The organism is Microbacterium sp. HSID17254 (genome assembly GCF_003989315.1).
Lineage (GTDB): Bacteria > Actinomycetota > Actinomycetes > Actinomycetales > Microbacteriaceae > Microbacterium.
Genome location: NZ_RBLT01000019.1, coordinates 21,183 through 45,228, shown reverse-complemented (window position 1 = coordinate 45,228; position 24,046 = coordinate 21,183). Strand labels below are relative to the sequence as shown.

The following is a 24,046-nucleotide window of genomic DNA, read 5'->3' as shown; positions in this document are numbered from 1 at the left end:
GCACGTCTGCACGCCGGGGCCTCGCCGCGTAGGCGGGGTCTCGGGGAAGGAACCGCGATGTCCGATTTCCGCCAGCCGTAGCCGTGCGGGGATGAGAGAGTGGAGGACATGAGCCCCTCCTTCGACGAGCGCTACCGGGCGATCAGCGCTCGGGACACCCGCTTCGACGGGCAGTTCGTCACCGCCGTGCGCTCGACGGGGATCTACTGCCGGCCCAGCTGCCCGGCCCGCACGCCGAAGCCGCAGAACGTCACGTTCTATCCGACGAGTGCCGCGGCGCACGAGGCCGGCTACCGCGCGTGCAAGCGGTGCCTGCCGGAGGCCGCCCCCGGGTCGCCCGCGTGGGACGTCCGCGGAGACACGGCCGCGCGGGCCATGCGCCTGATCGCGTCCGGCGTGGTCGAGCGCGAGGGTGTGCCAGGACTCGCGTCGCGACTCGGCTACTCGAGCCGTCACCTCACGCGGCTGCTGACGACCGAGCTCGGCGCCGGACCGCTCGCACTCGCGCGAGCGCACCGCGCCCACACGGCCCGCATGCTCCTCGTGGGCACCGACATGCCCATCGCGGACGTCGCCTTCGCCGCCGGTTTCCACAGCGTCCGTCAGGGCAACGACACGATCCGCGAGGTGTTCGGTCTCACGCCGGGGGAGCTGCGTGCCCGCCGCCGCATGCCCTCCGCGGCCGTACCCGGCACGATCGACCTCGTCCTGCCGTACCGGGGCCCCCTGGATGCGGCCGGAGTCTTCGCGTGGATGGCCGCGCGAGCCGTGACGGGCGTCGAGGAGGCCACGGCGACGTCGTTCTCCCGTCATCTCCGGATGCCGGGCGGCCCCGCGTGGTTCGAGGTGCGTCAGGAGGAGACGGAGCGGCTGCATCTCCGGGCCTGCGTCGCGCAGCTCGGCGACCTCGCGCCGCTGGTGGCCACCGCACGCCGCATCTTCGACCTCGACGCCGACCCGCTCGCGGTCGACGAGGCCCTGGCCGCGCACCCGCCCCTCGCCCCCCTCGTGGCGCGGACCCCCGGCATCCGCGTGCCCGGGGCTGCCGATCCGCACGAGATGCTCATCCGCGCGATGATCGGGCAGCAGATCACGGTCGTCGCCGCCCGCACCGCGCTCACCGCCCTCACCGACGCGCTGGGGGAGCGGACCCCCGACGGCCTGCTGTTCCCGACGATGTCGGCCATCGCGGAGCACGGGGCGGAGGTGCTGCGCGGCCCCGCCGCCCGGATCCGCGCCGTGACGGGAGCCGCCGCGGCCCTGGCGGACGGGAGCCTGACCCTCACCGTGGGCGATGACGGCCCGACGCAGCGCGCCGCCCTCCTCGCGATGCCGGGGATCGGACCCTGGACCGCCGATTACGTGCGGATGCGGGTGCTCGGCGATCCGGACGTGCTGCTCCCCGGCGACGTGGCTCTCCGTGCCGGTGCCGCGGCCTCCGGGCTGCCCGCCGACCCGAAGACCCTCACCGCCTGGGCGGAGCGCACCGCACCGTGGCGGAGCTACCTCAGCGCGCATCTGTGGCGTGCCGCCCCGATCCGTCCCGCCGGACCGCGGCGCAGATCCGCCGTCCGGTCCGCCCGCGACATCGCATCCGACACCGAGGAGACCTCATGACCGCTCTCATCCAGACCCTCGACACCCCCGATGGTCCCTTCACGATCCTCGCCGACGAGCGCCAGCGGGTGCTCGTGTCCGGGTGGACCGACGACGTCGAGGCGATCCTCGGACGTCTTCCCGCCCGCGTCCGCCCCGACGCCGTGCGCGACGCGGAGACGGAGGCGGCCGGCGCGGTCGGCGCGTACTACGCGGGTGACGTCGCGGCGATCGACGGGGTCGCCGTCGCGCAGACGGGCACCGCCCTCCAGCTCGCCGGCTGGGCGGCGCTCCGCGGCATCGCGCCGGGGCAGCCCCTGACCTACACCGGCTTCGCGGCCCGGCTCGGCAACCCGCAGGCGGTGCGGGCGGCGGCGTCGATCTGCGCCCGCAACGCCCCGGCGCTGTTCGTGCCCTGCCATCGGGTGCTCCGCACGGACGGCTCCCTCGGCGGCTTCGCGTGGGGGCTCCCGGTGAAGGAGAGCCTTCTGGCGCGGGAGCGCGCCGCCCGCTGACATTCCGATCCGAGGAGCCCGCCCCGCACGGAGCGGGCTCTTCGGCGTCCCGGGAATTCCCCTTGCGCTCAGCTGGTTCACAGGAATAGGCTGATGGGCTGTCGCGCCAACCGGACGACCTCGCCGAGCCCTTGAGGAGGACACCATGACCACGATCGCCACCGCGCGGATCGCCACCCTCGGCTCGACCCCGGCGCGCCCGCTCTCCTAGAGCCTCCGCCCCCCCTTTCTGCACCGGATGCCGGGCTCCGTGAGCCCGCTCTCGCATCCGTTCCCCCGCTCTTCTCCCCTTCGACTCCTCTGAGAGACATGTCTTCCTCGTCTTCCGCGCAGAACCCGTCCCCCTCGTCCTCCCTCTCCACGCCCGCCGCGCTGTGGCGGCTCAAGCCGTTCGTGAAGCCCGTCATCTGGCGCCTCGCCGGCGGTGCCGCCAGCGCGCTCGCGGCCGCGCTCATCGCCCTGATGATCCCCATCGTGCTCGAGCAGATCATCGGCGGGCCGGTGCAGTCCGGAGCGCTCGACGCGATCATCTGGGGAGCGCTCGCCGTGTTCGCCCTCGGCCTCGGCGAGGCGCTCATGGTGTGGCTCCGCCGGCAGTTCGTGCTCTTCCCCGCCACGCAGGTGGAGTACCGCATGCGCACCGAGCTATACGCGCGCCTGCAGACGCTTCCCGTCGCGTTCCACGACCGGTGGCAGTCCGGGCAGCTGCTGAGCCGCATGATGCAGGACATCGGCCTCATCCGCCGGTGGCTCGCCTTCGGCCTCGTGCTCCTCGTCGTGAACGTGCTGACGATCCTCATCGGCTCGGTGCTGCTGTTCCGCTGGCACTGGCTGCTGGGCACGATCTTCCTCGTGACGGCGGTCCCGCTGTGGATCCGCGGCTACCTCTTCGAGAAGCGCTACGGCGCGCTCACCCGCCGCAGCCAGGACCAGGCGGGCGATCTCGCCACCAGCGTCGAGGAGAGCGTGCACGGCATCCGCGTGCTCAAGGCGTTCGGCCGCGGCACGCACGCCCTCCGCCGCTTCAGCCGTCAGGCGGAGACGCTGCGCGAGACCGAGATGAGCAAGGCCGGGGCCATCGCCTCGATCTGGTTCTGGCTCGACCTCATGCCGCAGATCGCCTTCGGCCTCAGCCTCATGTCGGGCATCTGGCTCATCTCGCAGGACGCGATCACGTCGGCGGAGCTCTTCGCCTTCTTCGCGATGGCCGTCGTGCTGCGCTGGCCGATCGAGTCGATCGGCTTCCTGTTCTCGTTCATGCTCGACGCGCGCACGGCGACGGACCGCGTCTTCGACATCTTCTCGGAGACGAACACCATCACCGATCCGGAGAACCCGGTGCACATCGAGAACCCGCGCGGCGAGCTCGCGTTCGAGAACGCGCACTTCCGGTACCAGGACGCGTCCGCCGACGAGCGGGACCTGCTCGACGGCATCGACCTCGTGCTGCGGCCGGGCGAGACCATGGCGCTCGTGGGCCTCACCGGCAGCGGCAAGACGACGCTGACGACGCTGCCGACGCGGTTGTACGACGTGACGGGAGGCCGGGTCACTCTCGACGGCGTCGACGTGCGCGACCTGACGCTCGCCGAGCTCCGGGAGCACATCGCGATGGCGTTCGAGGACGCGACGCTCTTCTCGGCGTCGGTCCGTGAGAACGTCCTGCTCGGGCGCGCCGACCTCGACGTGCACAGCCCCGAAGCCGAGCGCGTCCTGCGCGAGGCGCTCGACGTGGCGCAGGCCGCCTTCGTCGACACGCTCCCCGAGGGCGTCGAGACGGTGATCGGCGAGGAGGGGCTGAGCCTGTCCGGCGGACAGCGCCAGCGGCTCGCCCTGGCCCGCGCCGTGGCCGCCAACCCCCGCGTGCTCGTCCTCGACGATCCGCTGTCGGCGCTGGACGTCGACACCGAGGCGCTCGTCGAGGAGGCGCTGCGGCACGTGCTCGCCGACACCACCGCGATGATCGTCGCGCATCGTCCGTCCACCGTGGCCCTCGCCGATCGCGTGGCGCTGCTCGAGGACGGCCGGATCACCGCCGTCGGCACGCACGCCGAGCTGCTGAGGACGAGCCGGCACTACAGGCACGTCATCTCCAGTCTGGAAGCCGAGGAGGCCGCCCGCACCGGGGCCATCCCGATCATCCGCGACGAGCAGGCCGAGATCCACGAGACCGTGCAGGACGGCATCCGCGAGGAGGCGGATGACGAGGCGCCGGGAGGCGCCCCCCGATTCGCAGGAGAGGAGGTGCAGCGATGAGCTCCCTCACCGGAACCCAGGACGAGGACCGCTCCCGCCTCACCACGGAGGAGAGCAGGGCGATCCGCCGCCGCTCGCTGCGGCTGCTCGGCTCGCTCGTGCGTCCGCTCAAGCCGCAGATCGTGCTCGCCGCGACCGTGCTCGTCATCTCGACGGCGCTGCAGGTGGCGGGGCCGATCCTCATCAGCATCGGCCTCGACCGGGCGCTCCCCGCGGTGCTCGACGACGCCGACTGGATGCCGACGTTCGTCGTCGGCGGGATCTACCTGCTCGCGGGTGCTCTCGCCGCCGTGCTCATCGCCTGGTACGTCATCATCGCGGCGAAGCTGACCCAGGCCGTCCTGCTGGACCTGCGCAAGCGCATCTTCCTGCACACCCAGCGCCTGAGCCTGGAGTTCCACGAGTCGTACACCTCGGGGCGGATCATCTCGCGCCAGACGAGCGACCTGGACTCCATCAAGGAGCTCCTCGACGGCGGCCTGAACGAGCTCGTCTCCGGCGTGCTCTTCGGTGTCTTCACCTTCATCGCGCTGTGCGTGTGGGACTGGCAGTCCGGTCTCATCCTCGCGATCGGCGGCGTGCCGCTGTTCTTCCTCATGCGCTGGTTCTACTCGCGCTCGCAGCTCGTGTACCGCGAGTCCCGGGTGATCAGCGCGAAGGTGATCGTCCAGTTCGTGGAGACCATGACGGGCATCCGCGCGGTCAAAGCCTTCCGGAAGGAGCCGCGCAACGACGAGGCCTTCCAGGGCGTGGCCGGCGAGTACCGGGACGTGAACCGTCGCTCGATGCTGCTGTTCGGCACGTTCGAGCCGGGCCTCATGGGCGTCGCGGCGCTCGTGCTCGGGGTCGTCGTGCTGTGGGGCGGCATCCGGGTCTCGGAGGGAGCGCTGACGGTCGGCGTGCTGCTGTCCGCCGTGCTCTACGTGCGCAACTTCTTCGCTCCGATGCAGGAGATCGCGATGTTCCTCAACTCCTATCAGTCCGCCACCGCGGCGCTGGAGAAGGTGTCGGGCGTCCTGGAGGAGGTCCCGACGGTGCCGGACCCCGAGAAGCCGGTCGACCTCTGGGAGTCCCGCGGGCACATCCGCTTCGACGAGGTCACGTTCGCGTACAACGAGGACAAGACGATCCTGCCGAACTTCTCGCTCGACATCCCGGCCGGGCAGACCATCGCGCTGGTCGGGACGACGGGGGCGGGCAAGTCCACGCTGGCCAAGCTCATCTCGCGGTTCTACGACCCGTCCGCGGGGACGGTGACGCTCGACGGCGTCGATCTGCGGTCGCTGCACCCGAAGGATCTCCGCCGCGCGATCGTCATGGTCACGCAGGAGGCGTACCTGTTCAGCGGGACCGTCGCCGACAACATCGCGCTCGGGCGCCCGGACGCGACGCTCGATGAGATCCGCGAGGCGGCACGGGCGGTGGGCGCCGACGCGTTCATCTCGGCGCTGCCGGACGGGTACGACACCGACGTGAACAAGCGCGGCGGTCGTGTCTCGGCGGGGCAGCGCCAGCTCATCTCGTTCGCCCGCGCCTTCCTCGCCGACCCGGCGGTGCTGATCCTCGACGAGGCGACGGCCTCGCTGGACATCCCGTCCGAGCGGCTGATCCAGGATGCGCTGCAGACGCTGCTGGCCGACCGGACGGCGATCATCATCGCGCACCGGCTGTCGACGGTGGCGATCGCGGACCGTGTGCTCGTGATGGAACACGGCCGGATCATCGAGGACGACACCCCGGCCGCCCTGATCGGCGGCACCGGGAAGTTCGCCCAGCTGCACGCGGCCTGGCAGGAGACGCTCGTCTGACGTCGTGACGCGACTGAGGCCCCGGCATCCGCACGGATGCCGGGGCCGCTGCGTCCGGGCGCGGGCGCGCCGCGGTCGGTAGCATCGAAGGATGGACCCCTTCCTCCTCGTCGCGGAGTGGTGGTGGCTCGCGCCGACCGCCGCCGCCGGGGTGACCGCGGGCGCGATCGGGGTGCGTCGTCGGAATACCCGCAGCGGCCGCCGACTGGAGTACGACGCCGCGCGGCACGACCTCCGTGAGGCCCAGCAGCGCGCGGTGGTCCGACGGACGGCGCTGAAGGTGGCACGAGCCGACCTCGCGAGGGTCTCCGCCGAGCGGGCCGCGCAGCGCGCGAGCGCTGAGCAGGTGGCCGGCGCCCGGCGCATGCTCAAGGAGCGTGAACGCGATGCCAGGGCGGCGGCGGCCGACGTCCGCGCCCGACGCGTCAGGGTGAATGCCGCCCGGGTCGCGATCCCCGCCGGCTCCGCCCCGCGGCCGCTGGAGCGCCTGTACGCGGAGCACGAGGCAGTGACGGCACGGTGGATGCGATACGAGACCGACCCCGCGCTGCAGATCACCTACCCCGAGATGACCGACGTGAAGCGCCCGGAGACGGCCGCCTACCTCCGGGCCGCCGGCGCGGCGGTCGAGGCGCGTCGGCAGACGACGGGCCGCGTGACCGCCGCCGAGTACGCGGCCTACCGCGACGCCGTCGCCGAGCTGGAGCGGGCGTTCGAGGCCGCCGAGCACGCCGCGAAGGTGCAGACGGGGGAGGCGCCGCCGACTCCGGCCTGGCAGGACGCCGCGCAGGACATGCTGCACCGGTCTGCGGAGGCCATCGACCGGGCGGCCGGAGCTGCCGCGTCTGCGCTCGCCGCGTGGAACAGCCGTCGGGGGAAGGGCACGCCTCCCGGCGACAGCGGTCAGCGCTGAGAGGGATCGAGGTCGCGCCGCCCGGCGGAATCCGAGGGCGACGGAGTCTCGATGGGGGAGGGGATTCGAGACCCCGCCGCCGGTCTCAGGAGGGGACCCGGATCTCGGCGATGACCTCGCCGTAGGCCGTCTCCCCGACGGGGGTGAAGCCGACGCGCCGGAAGAACGCCTCCGGGCCGTCCTCGCCGGCTTCGTAGATGACGTTGACGTGGTCGACGCCGCGGTTGCGTGCTTCGTCGATGAGACTCTCCACGGCGAAGCGGCCGACGCCGCGACCCTGGTCGTCCGCGTCGACGTTGATGCGCCACAGCACGGAGCGGAAGTGCTCCTCCGGGGCCTCGTCGTCGAAGTTGGCGCTCACGAAGCCCACGACCTCGTTGCGGTCCAGGATCACCCGCTGCCAGGAGGTCTGCGGGTTGATGACGGTGGCCGCGATGCCGTACGAGACGGGGGCGAGGAACTGCTCCTGTCCGGGCTTGAGCGACAGGTTGTTCACGGCGACGATCGTCGCGGCGGAGAGTTCGACCATGCGCAGTTCGGACATGTCCCCAGGCTAGCCCCTCCGGTCACCGCATTCATCACTCGGGAGGACTTTTCACGGACCGGGCGCCTCCCTCGGGGCCGCCGCTTCGGGGCCGACCCCGCTCAGGTATCTTGGTATCGAGACAAATAGACCTCGTGAACGGAGAACCTCCCGGTGACCGACGACGCCATCATCTACACCTACACCGACGAGGCACCGGCACTGGCCACCGCCTCGTTCCTGCCGATCGTCCAGGCCTACACGGGCCAGGCGGGCATCGAGTTCGAGACGCGGGACATCTCTCTGGCCGGCCGCATCCTCGCCGCCTTCCCGCAGAAGCTCACCCCCGAGCAGCAGGTCGGCGACGCGCTGGCGGAGCTGGGCGGCCTCGCCACCCTCCCCGAGGCCAACATCATCAAGCTGCCGAACATCTCGGCGTCGATCCCGCAGCTCAAGGCGGCCATCGCGGAGCTGCAGCAGCAGGGGTACGACATCCCCGACTTCCCGGACGAGCCCTCGTCGCTGGAGGAGAAGGACATCCGCGCCCGCTACGACCGCATCAAGGGCTCCGCCGTGAACCCGGTGCTGCGCGAGGGCAACAGCGACCGCCGGGCGCCGCTGGCGGTGAAGAACTACGCCAAGAAGCACCCGCACCGCAACAAGCCGTTCGCGGAGGGCTCCAAGACCCGCGTCGCCACCCTGGGCCACGACGACTTCAAGCACAACGAGCGCTCGTGGGTCGCCGCTCACGACGACGTCCTCTCCTTCCGCCACACCGCGAAGGACGGCACCGTCACGGTCCTCAAGGAGGGGCTCAAGGTCCTCCCGCGCGAGATCATCGACGCGACGTTCCTGTCCGCGAAGGAGCTGGACGCGTTCCTCGCCGACACCCTCGCGGAGGCCAAGGCCGATGACGTGCTCTACTCGGTGCACCTCAAGGCCACGATGATGAAGGTCAGCGACCCGATCATCTTCGGTCACGTCGTGAAGGCGTTCTTCAAGGACGTCTTCGACCAGTACGGCACCCAGCTCGCCGAGGCCGGACTCAGCGCGAACGACGGCCTCGGCTCGATCCTCGCGGGCCTGGCCACCGTCGCGGGTGGCGAGGAGATCGCCGCGGCGTTCGACAAGGCCATCGCCGAAGGGCCGCGCCTGTCGTACGTGAACTCCGACAAGGGGATCACGAACCTGCACGTGCCGAGCGATGTCATCGTCGACGCGTCCATGCCCGCGCTCGTCCGCAACGGCGGGAAGCTCTGGGGCAAGGACGGCGAGGAGGCCGACACGATCGCGGTCATCCCCGACTCCTCCTACGCGAGCGTCTACCAGGCCGTGATCGACGATGTGATCGCGAACGGCCCGCTCGACCCCGCCACGATCGGCACCGTGCCGAACGTAGGCCTCATGGCGCAGGCGGCCGAGGAGTACGGCAGCCACGACAAGACGTTCGAGATCGCGGCGGACGGCATCGTCCAGGTGCTCGACAGCGAGGGCACCGTCCTCATCGAGCACGAGGTCGGCAAGGGCGACATCTGGCGTGCGACGCAGACCAAGCACATCCCGGTCATGGACTGGGTCAAGCTCGCGGTCGGCCGTGCCCGCGCGACGGGTGCCCCGGCGGTGTTCTGGCTCGACGCGAACCGCTCGCACGACGCGCAGATCATCGCGAAGGTGCACCAGGGTCTCGCCACGCTCGACACCAAGGGCCTGACGATCACGATCCTCGCGCCGGAGGAGGCGACGCGGTACACGCTCGCCCGCATGCGTCACGGTCTGGACACCATCTCGGTGACCGGCAACGTGCTGCGCGACTACCTCACCGACCTGTTCCCGATCCTCGAGGTCGGCACGAGCGCCAAGATGCTCTCCATCGTGCCGCTGCTCGCCGGTGGCGGACTGTTCGAGACGGGTGCCGGCGGCTCGGCTCCGAAGCACGTGCAGCAGCTGGTCGAGGAGAACTACCTGCGCTGGGACTCGCTGGGCGAGTTCTTCGCGCTGGCCGCCTCCCTCGAGCACTTCGCCGACCGCACGGGCAACGAGAAGGCCCGCGTGCTCGCGGAGACGCTCGACGCCGCGACCGGCACCTTCCTCGAGGAGGACCGCTCGCCCGGCCGCGCTCTCGGCACGATCGACAACCGCGGAAGCCACTTCTACCTCGGCCTGTACTGGGCGCAGGAGCTGGCGAAGCAGACGAAGGACCCGGAGCTCGCCGCCGCCTTCGCGCCCATCGCCGAGAAGCTCGCCGCGAACGAGGAGACGATCGTCTCCGAGCTGAACGCGGTGCAGGGCTCCCCGGTGGAGATCGGCGGCTACTACCGTCCGGACGAGAAGCTCGTCGAGGCGGTCATGCGCCCGTCCACGACGCTCAACGAGATCGTCGACGCCCTGCGCTGAGACGACGAGAAGGGGGCGGATGCTGCGGCATCCGCCCCCTTCTGCTGTCTTCCCCAGCCGGGTTCGCCCGGTGCCGGGCTCCGGATCAGTTGTAGACGGAGACCTCGAGGCCCACGGGGGACCAGTCGTAGACGTACTTGGCGAGGTCGATCGGCAGGTTCACGCAGCCGTGGCTCATCCGGTTGCCGAAGTTGTTGTGCCAGTACGTGCCGTGGAAGCCGATGTTCGGGGCGAACCACGTGATCCAGGGCACGTCCTCGGTGCAGTACGGCGCGCCCTCGTAGCAGCCCATGTCCTGGATGGCGGTGTGCGCGAACACCTTGAAGTTGCCGGTCGGCGTGGGCGTACCGGGAAGACCGGTCGACACCGCCCAGGACTGCACGACCTTGTCGTTCTCGAACAGGTAGGCGCGCTGCGTGCTGAGGTTGATCTCGGCGCGGCGGAACAGGTTCGTCGTCTCGAAGGGGGTCTCCGTCACGGAGAGGGCGAAGACGCCGTCTCCCGCGGCGAGCTGCGTCGCGAAGTCGTCGGCGATGTCCGCGGTGTCGCCGAGGGCGCGTCCGGTGGCGCCCTCCTTCTCGGCGCGCAGCACGTTCCCCGCGGAGTCCACGATGTTGGTCGCGTCGACGGGGGCGCGGTCCACCGCGGCGGGCAGCGTGTCGACCGTGGCCTGGATCGCCTCGGGGTCGGCCTCGATGCGGAGCTGGCCGTCGTCGTCGACCACGGTCAGCCAGGAAGCAGCGACCTCGGGGGAGACCGGGACGGTCCGCTCCTCGCCGACGTAGAAGCCGATGGTCGAGAGCATGGTGTTGAGCGTGGTCGCGGTCGCCGTGGCGTCGTCGTCGGACACGGCGGGCGCGGCCTCGGCCGGACCACCGGGGTACTCGAACGTCGTGCGGCCGTCGCCCACGGCCTCGACGAAGGCCGCGTTCAGTGCGGTCACGTCGATGCCCGTTCCTGGCGTGGACGGCGTGACGGTGTAGGTGCCCTTCGCGGCGTCGAAGACCACTCCGGCGTCGACCGGGTCGACGAAGCTGCCGGGGACGGCGCTGCGGAGCGCTGCGGCGGCGGTCTCCTGGTCGAGCACGATTTCGGCCGGCACGGGGTCGCCCATCCACGCGCCGAGGTTCCACATCGGGTGTGCGGCGAACGCGGCGTCGGCGAGGGCGGTGGCATCGGCGGTCGCGCCCAGGTCGGCGCCCGTGAGCACGGCGTCGTCGCCATCGCCCGTGAGGGTCACCTCGGTCTGCGCGAGGCGGGAGCTGATCGCGTCGGCGGCGGCCCCGGGGGTCATCCAGCCGACCGGGATGCCCGCGACGGTGGTGCCGGGGGCGATGAGGATCATCGAGGCGGCGCCGGCGCCGAGCGCGACCACGCCGAGGCCGAGACCGATCCACAGGCCGAGGCGGCGCTTCTTCGGGGCGGGCTCGACGGGAGCCCAGGCCAGGGGCTGCTCGCCGGTCTGCGGCGGGGCCGTGTCGGTCGCCGCCTCCGGCGTCAGGACGCTCGTCGGTGTCGCATCGTCGGGCTGTGCCCCCGTCGCAGTGCCCGGCGTGGAAATCAGATCGGTCACGAACTACACCCCCCGCAGTCTCGACGTGTCCTGTCGTCCATGGTACGGGATGGCTGGTAACGGGGAGGCAACGGTCCTGATAAGGTGCCTCCCCGTTCGCCAGGGGTGTCGGGGGTCAGTCGACGACGGCGAGTCCGTCGATCTCGACGAGCATCTCCTCGCGGGGAAGTCCGGTGAAGACGGTGGTGCGGGAGGGCAGCACGCCGCTGGTCGTGTGGGCCTCGACGAACGCGCCGTAGGCCTCGTTCATGATCGGGAAGTCCTCGCGCTTGGTGAGGTACACGCGCAGCATCACGACATCGTCGAACGTGGCGCCGGAGGCCTCCACGATGGCCTTGACGTTCTCGAGCGTGCGGGTGGTCTGCGCCGCGACGTCGCCCGGGTACAGGTACTCGTTGGTCTGCGGGTCGACGGGGCCCTGGCCGGAGACCTGGACGATCGGGCCCTTGCGGACGCCCTGCGAGAAGGTGTGCGCGGGAGCGGGGGCGGCGTCGGTGGAAACTCGTGTCTTCGCGGTCATGCCGCCAGCCTAGTAGCCTTGTTAGATGCCTCTACAAATTCCGGATCCCGTCCTCGGCGCCTGGGCGAAGGGGTTCCCGGCGCACGCCGCGGGGCTGCGTCTGTCGGAGGTCGGCGCGGCCGGTCTGCACCTGTCGGACCTCGGCACCCCGGTGCTCACGGTGCACGCCGACGCGATCGCGCACAACGAGGACACGGTGTTCGGCTGGGCCGCGCGCGAGGGCGTCCGCCTCGCCCCCCACGGCAAGACCACCATGGCGCCCGCGCTCTGGCAGCGGCTGCTCGACGCGGGAGCCTGGGGGATCTCGGTCGCCACACCCTGGCAGGCCCGCGTCGCCGTCGACGCCGGTGTGCCCACGGTGCTCATCGCCAACGGGGTGACGGACGGCGCCGCGGCCCGGGAGCTCGGAGCGATGCTCGCGGCCGACGAGGGCCTGCGGATCCTCTGCGGCGCGGATTCCCTCGCCGGTGTCGCGATCCTCGCCGACGCCCTCGCCGGCGCCCCCCGACCGCTGGACGTGCTCGTGGAGCTCGGCGGCGCGCAGGGCAGGACGGGCGCGCGCACGGTGGCGGAGGGTGAGCGCATCGCCGCGGCGATCGCGGCCGCCCCTGGTCTCCGCCTGGCCGGGGTGACGGGCTACGAGGGGCCCTTCGGTCCCGATCGCTCCGCGGCCTCGGTCGCCGCGGTGGACGGCTTCCTGGCCACGCTCGTCGAGCTGCACAACCGTCTCGACTACCCCGACGGCGTCCGCCCCGTGCTCAGCGCGGGGGGCAGCTCCTTCCCCGATCGCGCCGCCGCGGTCCTCGGCGCTGCGGGAGGGGACGCCGAGGTCGTGCTGCGCTCCGGTGCGTTCCAGATCCACGACGACGGCTTCTACTCCCGCATGTCGCCGTTCGGTCCGCTGACGGACACCGCCCCGCTGCGCTCTGCGATGCACGCGTGGTCACGGGTGGTCTCGCAGCCCGAGCCCGGCCTCGCCCTGCTCGACGCCGGGCGGCGAGACGTGCCGTTCGACATCGACCTCCCGGTGCCGCAGTCGGTCGCCGGCGCCGTGACCGCCCTGAACGACCAGCACGCCTTCCTCCGACCCGCCGACGGGGCGACCGTCGCGGTCGGCGAGGTCGTGCGGCTGGGTCTCTCGCATCCGTGCACCGCGTTCGACAAGTGGCGCGTCGTCGCCGTGATCGACGACCCCGACGCCGAGGACCCCCGGGTGATCGACGCGGTGGCGACATGCTTCTGAGCGCCGAGAAGGCCGCGGCCGGCCTGGTGCGCGTCTATCGTCGGGCGACCGTCGTCGACGGTACCGGTGCTCCGCGCGTCGTCGCGGACGTCGCGGTGGAGGGGGCCAGGGTCGTCGCCGTCGTCCGCGACGGCGACGGGACGACGCTCGAGCTGCCGGACGGCGCGGTCGAGGTCGACGCGTCCGGCCTCGTCCTGGCGCCCGGTTTCATCGACATGCACGCGCACAGCGATCTCGCGGTGCTCCAGGGGGCCGCGCACGACGCCAAGATCCGTCAGGGGGTCACGACCGAGGTGCTCGGGCAGGACGGCCTGGGCTACGCGCCGCTGGACGAGGCGACAGCCGCCGTCATCCCCGCGCAGATCGCAGGCTGGAACGGGCGGCCGTCAGTGGTCCCGTGGCGGTCGATGGACGACCTCCTGCGGGCGATCGACGCTGCCGCGGTGGCCAACGCCGCGGTGCTGGTGCCGCAGGGCAACCTCCGGATGATGGTGGTCGGACACGACGACCGCCGGGCGACCCCTGCCGAGATCGCGGCCATGGCCGACCTGCTCGGGCAGGCCCTCGACGCGGGGGCCTTCGGCATGTCGAGTGGCCTGACCTACACCCCGGGGATGTACGCCGACACCGCGGAGCTCGAAGCCCTCTGCCGGGTGGTGGCGGAGCGCGGCGGCTACTGGGCGCCGCACACCCGCAGCTACGGGCGGGCGGCGCTGGACGCGTACCGCGAGGCCATCGAGATCGGCCGCCGCACCGGGTGCCCGGTCCATCTCACCCACGCGACCATGAACTTCGCCCCGAACCGCGGTCGCGCCGCCGAGCTGCTGGCGCTCGTCGACGCGGCGACGGCCGACGGCGTCGACGTGACCCTGGACACCTACCCCTATCTCCCGGGGGCGACGACCCTCGCCGCGCTCCTGCCGAGCCGGCTGGCGGCGACCGGCGACCTGCTCGGCGTCCTGGCAGCCCTCGACGCAGAGGGGCGCGAGGCGGTCCGGGTCGAGCTGGAGGAGATCGGCTGCGACGGGTTCCACGGCGAGGCGGCGGACTGGTCGGCGATCCAGATCTCCGGGACCGCCCACCCCGATCTGGCCGGGCTCGTCGGCCGGACGATCGCCGACATCGCGGCGGAGACCGGGCAGCGCGCCGTCGATGTCGTGATCGACACGATCCTCGCCGATGCCGGCGCCACGGGTGTGCTCATGCACATCGGCGACGAGGACAACGTCCGCGCCATCATGCGGCACCCCCGGCACTCCGGCGGCAGCGACGGCATCCTCATCGGCGCGCGCCCGCACCCGCGCGGCCGTGGCACGTTCCCCCGTTACCTCGGGCACTACGTCAGGGAGCTGGGGGTGCTGAGCCTCGAGGAAGCGGTGCGTCATCTCTCCGGCAACCCGGCCGCCCGCCTCCGCCTCGACCGCAGCGACGCACCGCGCGGCGTGATCCGCGAGGGCGCCACCGCCGACCTGGTGCTCTTCGACCCGGAGACGATCGCAGCCGGAGCCACCTTCGACGACCCGCACGGCGCGCCGCAGGGCGTGCATGAGGTGCTCGTCGGCGGTGTGCCGGTCGTCATCGACGGCGACCCCACGGGTGCCGTCGCCGGCCGTGCGCTGCGGATGCCTCCGTCCGCGCCGCGGGCGACGGTGCCGCACATCCCCGCAGAGATCGACTCCCTGGCGCCTGGTTTCCGGTGGACGCCCTCGACTCCGATCCTCGGCGCGCCGGAGCTGGCGGCCGCGGTCGCACGGCTCGGCGGCGGGGGAGCGGACGACACCCTGCCCGCGATCCGCCTCGTGATCGACGAGGAGCTGGGCGCCGCGGCCTCCGCCTCGGGGCGCCACGGTGCCGAGGCCTTCCGGGTGACCGTGACGGCCTCCGGGATCGAGATCGCGGGGGCGACGCCGGAGGGGGTCTTCCGCGGCGCGACCACGCTCCGGCAGCTCCGCGACCCGGATCACGACCGCGCCCTCCCCGCGATCATCCCGGCCGGGCGCTGGGAGGGCGCTCCCGCCTCCGCCTGGCGCGGAGCGATGCTCGACGTGGCGCGGCACTTCCGCCCTGCGGAGGACGTGCGTCGCCTCATCGACCTGCTCGCCGACCACCACCTCAGCATCCTGCACCTGCACCTGACGGACGATCAGGGCTGGCGCTTCGAGGTGCCCGGCTACCCGCGCCTGACCGAGGTCGGCGCGCGGCGCGAGGCCACCCAACGCGGTCACGGACCGGAGGCCACGGTCGAGCCCGGCGTGCACGAGGGCTTCTACACCTCCGCCGAGCTGCGCGACCTCGTGCGGTACGCGGAGGAGCGCTTCGTGACGCTCGTGCCCGAGGTCGAGCTGCCGGGACACATCCAGGCCGCGCTCGCCGCCTATCCGGAGCTCGGCAACCTCGACGTCGGGACGCCGCCCACCGGGCCGTGGGAGCGCTTCGGCGTGAACGCCCGCACCCTCGCGCCCACCCCGGAGGCGCTGGCCTTCGGCCGTGCCGCCATCGACGCGCTGTGCGACGTGTTCCCGTCCCCGTGGATCGGGATCGGCGGGGACGAGGTCCCGGTGACCGAGTGGGCGGAGAGCGCGGCCGCCGCCGCGCGCATGCAGGAGCTGGGGCTGGCCACGGCGCACGACGTGCAGCCGTGGTTCACGGCGCAGTTCGTCGACCACGTCCGCCGCCGCGGTCGGACCGCGCTGGCCTGGGACGAGGTGCTGGAGGGCGACGTGCCCGACGGCGTCCGCATCCTCGCCTGGCGCGGACCGGTCGCGATGCGCGAGGCGCTGCGCCGGGGGATCCCGGTCGTGGGGTGTCCGGATCTGGAGGTCTACCTCGACTACCCGCAGTCGGAATCGACCGAGGAGCCCATCCGCGTCGGTCCGCCGCTGACCATCGAGCGCGCGTACTCCTTCCAGGTCGTCGAGGGGGCGGTCGGCGGGCAGGCGAACGTGTGGACGGAGCACCTGCCGAGCAGGGACCGGGTCGACTTCGCGATGTTCCCGCGTCTCGGCGCGATCGCGGAGCGGCTCTGGGACGGGGGAGAGCCCGCCCCGTTCGCCGACTTCGCGCGGCGGCTGCCCACGCACTTGCGGCGCCTCGCCGCGGCGGCGGTGCGGTATCGTCCGCTGGACGGCCCGTCGCCCGAGCAGCGGCGCCCGGGGGTCCCCGGCAAGCCCATGACGGTGGAGACGCGGGAGGCGATCGTCGCCGGCCTCGTCGAGCGCCTCCTCCGCCGGGCCGCTGACGAGGATCCGCGGTCGGCGTGATGTCACGTTTCGGTAACCCTGCCCGCGGAATCGCGCGGAACAGTTGCACAATTCCTGTTCGTAAGGTCTACTAACAAACATGTCCGTTTCGGATGATCAGCGCCCCGCGGCGACGACAGACTTCGTCGCCGCGAACGCCCACGCCTTCGGCCCCGCGCGGCATCTCCGTTCGCGCACCAAGGTGCTCCCCGAGCACGCGCGCGGTCACAACCGCGCCCTCGTGCTGCAGACGCTCTATCACTCGGGGGCGATGAGCCGCGCCGACCTCTCCCGAGAGACCGGCCTCACGCGCGTCACGATCTCCGACCTCGTCGCGGAGTTCATCGCCGACGGCATCGTCGTCGAGATCGGCGTCCGCGAGGCGGTGGGCCCCGGAAAGCCGCCGATCCTCATCGACATCGACCGCGTGGGGCATCAGATCATCGGACTCGACCTGTCCGGTCCGACCGCCTTCGAGGGGGCCGTGCTCAGCCTCGACGGCGACGTGCTGGAGCGGCGTCAGGTGCCGCGTCCCGCGACGCCCGACGGCGATGCCGCGTACGACGCCCTCCGCGGCCTCGCGCAGACCCTCGTCGAGATCGCCACGCAGCCGGTGCTCGGCGTCGGCATCGGCACCCCGGGTGTCGTGCGTCCGGACGGCCTCGTCCTCAGCTCGCCCAACCTCGGCTGGACCGACTTCCCGTTGGAGGCGAAGCTCAGCGCCGAGCTCGACCTCCCCGTGCTGGCGCGCAACGACGCCAACGCCGCGGTGCTCGCGGAGTACACGTTCGGCGAGGCGGAAGCCGACTTCATGCTGATCAAGATCGGCCGCGGCGTGGGTGCCGGGCTCATCACCGGCAGCCAGCCGCTCCTCGGCAGCCGTTTCGCGGCGGGGGAGATCGGTCACGTCGTCGTCGGCACGGACGGCGGCCCCCGCTGCGCGTGCGGCAAGATCGGCTGCCTGGAGGCGTGGCTGAGCGTGAGCCGCATGCAGGAGGCGATCGACGCCGACCCGGCCGCGCGCGAGGAGATCCTCCGCGACTCCGGGACCCGCATGGCGATCGCGATCGCCCCGATCGTCGCCGCCCTCGACCTGTCCGAGGTCGTGCTCTCCGGACCCGCCGAGCTGCTGGACGGCACGCTCATCGACGCGGCCGTCGAGACGCTCCACGCCCGCACGCTCGAGGGCGTCTTCGAGGACGTCATGGTGCGGCTCACCCGCCAGGACGACATCGTGCTCCGGGGCGCCGCGGTGATGGTGCTCTCCGGGCAGCTGGGGGTGTCGTGATCTTCGCGACCATGACCGGGAACGGCATCCGATGATCGTCCCCGCCTCCGCCGACCGCGCCGGTCGGCCCCTTCGCGTGGGCCTCGACGTCGGCGGCACGAAGATCGACGCCGTCGCCGTCGACCCGGCGGGGACGATCCTCGCCCGCCTCCGCCGCCCGACCGGGTGGGGAGAGGACGCCGTCGTCGACAGCATCGTCTCGACCGTCGCCGCGCTCGCCGAGGAGAGCGGGCTGCCGCTGTCCGCCGTCGGATCCGCCGGCATCGGCATCCCCGGCCTCGTGGACGCGGAGACCGGGCGCGTGCTGCACGCCGTGAACCTCGGCGTGGAATCCCTCGACCTCGCGGCGCGCGCCGAGCAGGCGCTGGGCGTCCCCTTCCGGGTGGAGAACGACGTGAAGGCGGCCGCGCTCGGCGCCGCCGTCCTGAGCGACGTCGCCGGATCGATGGCCTACCTGAACCTCGGCACCGGCGTCGCGGCCGGCATCGTCATCGACGGCCGCATCTGGCGTGGGGCGCGGGGGACCGCGGGCGAGGTCGGGCACCTCTCCGTCGACCCCCGCGGACGGCTGTGCGGCTGCGGACAGCGCGGCTGCGTGGAGACGTTCTGCGGCGGCGGGGCGCTGGCCAAGGCCTGGGGACGCCCCGGCGCGCTCCCGGTCAAGGACATCGTGGAGGCGGCCGACGCCGGCGATCCGCACGCCCTCGCCCTGCAGGCGGACCTCTTCTTCGGGGCCGCGGCGGCCGTGCGCGTGCTCGTGCTCTCGGCCGACGTCGAGACGGTGGTCATCGGCGGCGGTCTCACCGCGCTCGGTGGTCGGCTCGCGGACGGGATCCGCGCCGCCCTGCACGCGGGCGCCCAGGCGTCACCGTTCCTGAAGTCCCTGCGGCTGGATGAGAGAATCGAACTGCTCCCCGCGGGTTCCCCCGCCGCCGCTTTCGGCGCCGCTCTGGTGGGCGCATCCATTTCTGAGAAGGAGATCGTTCCGCATGGCTGAGGTCGTCATCGTCGAGAATGCCGAGGCCGCCGGCGCCCTGGTCGCCACCGAGATCGTCGAGCTCATCGACCGCCGCCCCGACGCGGTGCTCGGACTCGCGACCGGCTCCACGCCGCTGCCGGTGTACCAGGCTCTCCGCAGCCGCCTCGCGGGCCGGGACGTCTCGCAGGTGCGGGGCTTCGCACTCGACGAGTATGTCGGGATCGACCCCTCCCACCCGGAGAGCTACCGCTCGGTGATCACCCGCGAGGTGGTGGAGCCGCTGGGCCTCGACCCGGAGCGCATCCACGTGCCGAACGGCGCGGAGGCGACCATCCAGCACGCGGGTGAGGACTACGACGCGGCCATCGCCGCGGCCGGTGGGGTCGACCTGCAGATCCTCGGCATCGGCACCGACGGGCACATCGGGTTCAACGAGCCCGGGTCCTCCTTCGCCTCCCGCACCCGGGTGAAGACCCTGACGGAGCAGACCCGCGAGGACAACGCCCGGTTCTTCGACTCGATCGACGACGTCCCGATGCACTGCATCACGCAGGGGCTGGGGACCATCCTGGAAGCGCGTCACCTCGTGCTGCTGGCGTTCGGCGCGGGCAAGGCCGAGGCCGTGGCCGGTGCGGTCGAGGGGCCGCTCACGGCCCTGCTGCCTGGTTCGGCCATCCAGCTGCACCCGCACGCGACCATCGTCGTCGACGAGGCCGCCGCGTCGAAGCTGCAGCTCGCCGACTACTACCGCTACACGTTCGAGAACAAGCCGGCCTGGCAGGGCATCTGATCCGAGGCGCTAGCGCGCTCCGGCCGGCCACGCGAGCGGCAGCAGATGCTCGACGCTCAGCGGGGCCAGCGGGAGCGCCGCGGCGTCCTCCGGGGTGATCCAGCGCAGCTCGGCGAGCTCGGCCTGCACGCGGACCCCGTCGGGATCGATCGAGGCCGAGAACGCGTCGGCCACCACGCGGTGCCCCGGCTCGTTGGCGGCCGCCGACACGAAGCGCCCCAGGGGCCGGAGATCGGCGTCCGTGAGCTCGAGCCCGAGCTCTTCGTGCAGCTCGCGGATGAGGGTCTCGACGGGGGATTCGCCCGGCTCCGGCTTGCCCCCGGGCTGCATGAAGCGGGTGGTGCCGTGCTTGCGGACGACGAGGACCCGCCCCTCCGCATCGACGATCACGGCCGCGCTCACGTGGATGTCAGGCATCGTGAGAGAAGACCTTTCCGGGGTTGAGGATGCCGAGGGGGTCGAACACCGCGGCGATGTCGCGCTGGAGGCGCCATTGGTCGTCGCCGAGCTCGTCGGCCAGCCAGCGCCGCTTGAGGACGCCGATGCCGTGCTCGCCGGTGAGGGTGCCGCCCAGCCGGATCGCGGCGCGGAAGAGCTCGTCGGCCGCCGCCCATACCTGCGGCGGGGTCTCCGGACCCTCGAAGATGAAGTTCGGGTGCAGGTTGCCGTCGCCGGCGTGGGCCACGGTCGGGATCACCATGTCGAACTGGCGCTCGATCCGGGCGATCTCGTCGAACATCGCGGGCATGGCGCTCCGCGGCACCGAGACGTCCTCGATGAGGGTGGTCCCCAGCGACGCCATCGCGGCGTGCATCGACCGCCGGATCGCCAGCAGGCGATCGCCCTCGACGGGGTCGTGCGAGACCACGGGGACGCCCTCGTGGGCGCTCAGGATCGCGGCGATGGCGTCCGCCTCCGCACGCGCGGCCGGACCGTCGGTCTGGATCGTCAGCTGTGCGGCGCCCGGGGTCGGCGCGGGGAGGGCGAGCAGGGCGTGGACGGCGGCGAGGCTCGCGGCATCCATGAGCTCCATGATCGCGGGCTGGATCCCCGCGGCGGTCACGGCCGCGGAGCCTGCGGCCGCCGCCCGTACACCGGGGAAGGTCGCCGTCACGGTGCAGGTCTCGCCCGGCACCAGGCGGCGCAGCTTGAGCGTGGCTCCGACGACGACGCCGAGCGTTCCCTCCGACCCCACGACGAGGGCGGTGAGGTCGAGCCCGGTCACGCCCTTCACGCTGCGGTGCCCGAGGTGGAGCAGGCGTCCGTCGGCGAGGACGAGATCGACGCCGAGGACCGCATCGCGGACGACGCCGTACTTCGCGCAGAGCAGTCCGCCGGCTCCGGTCGCGATGTTGCCGCCGACGGTGGAGATGTCGCGACTGGCGGGGTCGGGCGGCCACCAGAGTCCCTGGGCCGCCAGGTGCGCGTTGAGGTCGGCATTGAGGATGCCGGGCTCGACCACGGCGAGGAGGTCGTCCGGCCGCACCTCGAGGACGGCGTCCATCCGGCGGAGGGAGAGGACGATCTCCCCCTCACCGGCGTTGGCGGCCCCGGCGAGCCCGGTCCCGGCACCGCGAACGACGACGGGCGTGCGCGTGGCCGTGGCGATGCGCAGGGTCTGCTGCACGTCGTCCACGCTCTCGGCATGGACGACGGCCAGGGGGAGGCCCACCGCGGCATGACCGGAGCGGTCGGCTCTGGCCTCGCGCCGCGCCTGCTCGCTGACGTCCACGCGCGCCCCGAGGGCGTCGCGGAGCAGCGAGACGACGCTCACGACCGTGCGCTCATGCCAGCGCGCGGCGTCCGCTGAGGACCCCGGCGACGACGGCCACCAGCGCGAACGCCGTGCCGATGAGGGCCTGGCCCATGGACCACCACGCGATGGTCACGCCGACGTAGATGAAGAGCTCGACGACCGCGCGGAGGAAGGGGTGCACGCGGAGCACCGGGCGCGGGGAGAGGAACAGCGCCCACAGCAGGAGGGCGACGACGGGGGCGCCGACGCCGATCACGACGTTCCACGGCAGGTCCCAGCTCGCGAACCCCCACAGGGCGAGCGAGGCGATCGCCGCGATGAGGACGACGACGCGCACGATGTCGAGGGCCGTGAGGGCCGGACGATCGACGCCGGCGACAGGGGAGGAATCCGGGGTCATGCGTCCAGTCTATTCCGCGACCGGAGCGTCCTCCGCCGGAGCCGGGGCCTCCGCGGCCGGGGCCTCCTCGGCCGGGGCGGGAGCAGCCGGTGCAGCTTCGGGGGCCGGTGCGGGCTCCGTCGGCGCGGGCTCCACGGGTGCAGGAGCTGCCTCGACCTCGTCGGCGGGTGTCGCGGTGTCCTCAGAGACGGCGGGCGCCGGGGCCTCGACCGGAGCGGTCACCGGCTCGGCCTCGTCGATGACGACCGCCGTCTGCTCGACGGGCGCAGCGGCCGCAGCGCGCTCATCGGCCGCCGCGTCCTCGGGCTGCAAGGCGTAGAGCGTGGTGACGGCCGACGGGGCGCCCGCTCCGGAGGGGAGGACGTAGCGGAAGGTCACGGGCACGAGACTGGCGAACACGAACTGGTCCAGCGAGGCGCGGAGTTCGAGGGTGCCGGTGCCGTCCTCGCCGAGGACGACGCTGCCGGCGTCTGCGGTGCCGAGGAGAGCCTGCACGATCGTGCCCGGGGCTCCGGCGATCGGCACGAGGTAGTACCAGTGCAGATCATCGCCGAGCCAGTAGTCGGCGGGGCTCCAGGTGGGCGGCTCCGTCGGGATCGCAGGATCCACGGGGTCCACAGGGCCGACGGGGTCCACCGGGTCGACAGGGTCCACCGGATCCACGGGATCCACGGGGTCGACCGGATCGACAGGGTCCACCGGATCCACAGGGTCGACCGGATCGACAGGGTCCACCGGATCCACGGGGTCGACCGGATCGACAGGGTCCACGGGATCGATCGGGTCCACCGGAGCGACGGGCGGCAGCGTGGCCTCAGGAAGCGCCGTGGGGACATCCGGGGCGGCGGGAGCCGCGTCGGGTCCGGTCTCCGAGGAGACCGGCGGAGCCGCCTCGTCCTCTGCGGGCGGAGCCGGCGGCTGCTCGACGTCCGGCATCTCGATCACCACGGGCTCGTCGAGGTCGAGCGACGAGTCCGGCGCGATGTCGGTCGTGATCGACGACGGATCGGTGTCGGAGGCGCTGGGCAGCGAGGTCGCCGGGTTCGAACCGGTGAGGCCGGGGACGATCGCCGCAGCGGCGACCACTCCGGCCACCACGAGGGCGGCGGACCCGGCACCGACGACGGCGCCCATGCCCGTGAAGACGCCACCCGTGCTCGCGCCCGTGCCGCCGGCGGAGCCGGCTCCCGACCCGGCGGCGCCGGAGCCGGCTGCCGCGGCCTGACCGATGCCGCCGTCGCCGACGAAGACCGCACCCGGAATGGTCGACGACATCCCCGCCACTGCCAGGACCGGTGCACCGCCCTGGAGGGCGGCGAGGTACCCGGAGGCGCCGGTGGCGCCGAGGACGAGCGGGAGCAGCACGAGGGCGAGGCGCTTGGAGACGTCCTTGGCCTCGGCGGCGACGATCATGCAGCGCGCGCACTCGTCGAGGTGCAGCTCCAGGCGACGGTGGTCGCGGGTGGCGAGGTTGCCGCGCGAGTAGGCGCCGAGATGCTCGATCGTCCACTGGCACTCGGAGCCGGGGCTCGCGCTGCGCAGGTGCGCCTGGATCCACGCCTCGCGGAGCCCTTCGCGGGCCCGGAAGGCGAGCTGCGACACCGCGCCGGCCTTCATGCCGAGGAGCGGAGCCACCTCCTGGGGCTTCATCTGCTCGATCTCGGTGTACCAGAGAACTTCCTGCCACCGGGAGGGGAGGCTGCGGAACGCCTGGGCCGTGAGGCTGCGGTCGAGCGCCTCGTTCGTGGCGTGCTCGGTGCTGTCCGGGTCGGCGACCGTGTCGAGTTCGTCGATCGCGGTCTCGCGGCGTGCTCGTCCCCAGGCGGCCGCCGTGTTGCGGATGCTCGTGAAGAGGTAGGCGCGGAACGAGCCGTTGGGGCCGCCGCCCTTGAGGATCGCCTGGTAGATGCGGGTGTAGGACTCCTGCACCAGGTCGTCCGGATCGATCGAGGAGGTCACCGAGCGTGCGACCGCCATTCCGGACGGGTAGTGCCGCCTCCAGAGTTCCCCGAACGCCCCCTTGTCGCCGGAGCGGACGCGGAGGATCAGGTCGGCATCGCCGATGGTGTCGTCTGGTGTGGTGTTCTCTCGGTGCACGGTCATCCATCTGGTCCCGGGGCACACAACCGTCCCCAGGAGGAGAGACGCGAGAAGGCGTCTTTCATTACGCGGTCCCTCCATTGTCTCGCGAAATCGGCATGCTGGCCAGCCCCAGGACGGACTCGGAGCCGATGCTCGGGATCGGCTCCTCGA

The 24,046-nt window shown here is 72.4% G+C and carries 18 protein-coding genes; 11 read left to right on the top strand and 7 right to left on the bottom strand.

What is annotated here, in order from left to right:
• The first annotated feature begins 108 nt into the window (after positions 1-108).
• The 5 genes from D8M34_RS11940 to D8M34_RS11920 all read left to right on the top strand — a co-directional run bounded on the left by D8M34_RS11940 (position 109) and on the right by D8M34_RS11920 (position 7,088).
• Positions 109-1,617 (top strand): DNA-3-methyladenine glycosylase 2 family protein, encoded by a 1,509-nt coding sequence (locus tag D8M34_RS11940; RefSeq protein WP_126894109.1) that lies wholly within the window; start codon positions 109-111, stop codon positions 1,615-1,617.
• Positions 1,614-2,111: a methylated-DNA--[protein]-cysteine S-methyltransferase gene (locus D8M34_RS11935; RefSeq protein WP_025103784.1), complete on the top strand. Its 498-nt coding sequence runs from the start codon at positions 1,614-1,616 to the stop codon at positions 2,109-2,111. The genes D8M34_RS11940 and D8M34_RS11935 overlap by 4 nt, the downstream gene beginning before the upstream one ends.
• A gap of 309 nt (positions 2,112-2,420) precedes the next feature.
• On the top strand, positions 2,421-4,367 hold the full coding sequence (locus D8M34_RS11930) for an ABC transporter ATP-binding protein (protein WP_238695651.1): 1,947 nt from the start codon (positions 2,421-2,423) through the stop codon (positions 4,365-4,367).
• Positions 4,364-6,175, top strand: coding sequence for an ABC transporter ATP-binding protein (locus tag D8M34_RS11925; protein WP_060923216.1), 1,812 nt, complete (start codon positions 4,364-4,366; stop codon positions 6,173-6,175). Before D8M34_RS11930 ends, D8M34_RS11925 begins: the two co-directional genes overlap by 4 nt.
• A gap of 91 nt (positions 6,176-6,266) precedes the next feature.
• Positions 6,267-7,088 (top strand): hypothetical protein, encoded by an 822-nt coding sequence (locus tag D8M34_RS11920; protein WP_126894108.1) that lies wholly within the window; start codon positions 6,267-6,269, stop codon positions 7,086-7,088.
• Between the two features lie 85 nt (positions 7,089-7,173).
• Here the strand turns inward: D8M34_RS11920 and D8M34_RS11915 are convergent, their stop codons facing one another.
• The gene (locus D8M34_RS11915) at positions 7,174-7,632 is read right to left on the bottom strand and encodes a GNAT family N-acetyltransferase (protein ID WP_025103788.1); all 459 of its coding nucleotides are present in this window, start codon (positions 7,630-7,632) and stop codon (positions 7,174-7,176) included.
• A 153-nt stretch (positions 7,633-7,785) separates the two neighbouring features.
• Between D8M34_RS11915 and D8M34_RS11910 the strand changes: the two genes are divergently transcribed.
• A complete protein-coding gene (locus D8M34_RS11910) occupies positions 7,786-10,005 on the top strand; it encodes an NADP-dependent isocitrate dehydrogenase (RefSeq protein ID WP_025103789.1) in 2,220 nt (739 codons plus the stop codon).
• Between the two features lie 85 nt (positions 10,006-10,090).
• Here D8M34_RS11910 and D8M34_RS11905 read toward each other — a convergent pair whose 3' ends face one another.
• Positions 10,091-11,578, bottom strand: coding sequence for a L,D-transpeptidase family protein (locus D8M34_RS11905; protein ID WP_238695650.1), 1,488 nt, complete (start codon positions 11,576-11,578; stop codon positions 10,091-10,093).
• Positions 11,579-11,693: 115 nt separating this feature from the next.
• Positions 11,694-12,098, bottom strand: coding sequence for a RidA family protein (locus tag D8M34_RS11900; protein ID WP_025103791.1), 405 nt, complete (start codon positions 12,096-12,098; stop codon positions 11,694-11,696).
• Between the two features lie 25 nt (positions 12,099-12,123).
• Between D8M34_RS11900 and D8M34_RS11895 the strand changes: the two genes are divergently transcribed.
• The 5 genes from D8M34_RS11895 (at position 12,124) to nagB (ending at position 19,637) form a co-directional block, all read left to right on the top strand.
• Positions 12,124-13,341, top strand: coding sequence for an alanine racemase (locus D8M34_RS11895; protein ID WP_082758484.1), 1,218 nt, complete (start codon positions 12,124-12,126; stop codon positions 13,339-13,341).
• A complete protein-coding gene (locus tag D8M34_RS11890; RefSeq protein ID WP_126894107.1) occupies positions 13,332-16,601 on the top strand; it encodes a family 20 glycosylhydrolase in 3,270 nt (1,089 codons plus the stop codon). The genes D8M34_RS11895 and D8M34_RS11890 overlap by 10 nt, the downstream gene beginning before the upstream one ends.
• A gap of 79 nt (positions 16,602-16,680) precedes the next feature.
• Positions 16,681-17,868 carry an ROK family transcriptional regulator gene (locus D8M34_RS11885; protein WP_025103794.1) on the top strand — a complete coding sequence of 396 codons (1,188 nt, stop codon included), beginning with the start codon at positions 16,681-16,683 and terminating at the stop codon, positions 17,866-17,868.
• A gap of 31 nt (positions 17,869-17,899) precedes the next feature.
• A complete protein-coding gene (locus tag D8M34_RS11880; RefSeq protein WP_062766292.1) occupies positions 17,900-18,865 on the top strand; it encodes an ROK family protein in 966 nt (321 codons plus the stop codon).
• Complete coding sequence (gene nagB / locus D8M34_RS11875; protein WP_126894106.1) at positions 18,858-19,637, top strand: glucosamine-6-phosphate deaminase; 780 nt, start codon at positions 18,858-18,860, stop codon at positions 19,635-19,637. The genes D8M34_RS11880 and nagB overlap by 8 nt, the downstream gene beginning before the upstream one ends.
• 9 nt (positions 19,638-19,646) lie before the next feature.
• Here the strand turns inward: nagB and D8M34_RS11870 are convergent, their stop codons facing one another.
• From D8M34_RS11870 to D8M34_RS11855, 4 genes are read right to left on the bottom strand one after another with little or no spacing between them, the layout of a single operon-like run.
• Positions 19,647-20,054 carry an NUDIX hydrolase gene (locus D8M34_RS11870; RefSeq protein ID WP_025103797.1) on the bottom strand — a complete coding sequence of 136 codons (408 nt, stop codon included), beginning with the start codon at positions 20,052-20,054 and terminating at the stop codon, positions 19,647-19,649.
• Complete coding sequence (locus D8M34_RS11865; RefSeq protein ID WP_126894105.1) at positions 20,047-21,411, bottom strand: FAD-binding oxidoreductase; 1,365 nt, start codon at positions 21,409-21,411, stop codon at positions 20,047-20,049. Before D8M34_RS11865 ends, D8M34_RS11870 begins: the two co-directional genes overlap by 8 nt.
• 10 nt (positions 21,412-21,421) lie before the next feature.
• On the bottom strand, positions 21,422-21,793 hold the full coding sequence (locus D8M34_RS11860; RefSeq protein ID WP_126894104.1) for a YrdB family protein: 372 nt from the start codon (positions 21,791-21,793) through the stop codon (positions 21,422-21,424).
• A 9-nt stretch (positions 21,794-21,802) separates the two neighbouring features.
• Positions 21,803-23,896: a sigma-70 family RNA polymerase sigma factor gene (locus D8M34_RS11855; protein WP_161973069.1), complete on the bottom strand. Its 2,094-nt coding sequence runs from the start codon at positions 23,894-23,896 to the stop codon at positions 21,803-21,805.
• Positions 23,897-24,046 lie beyond the last annotated feature (150 nt).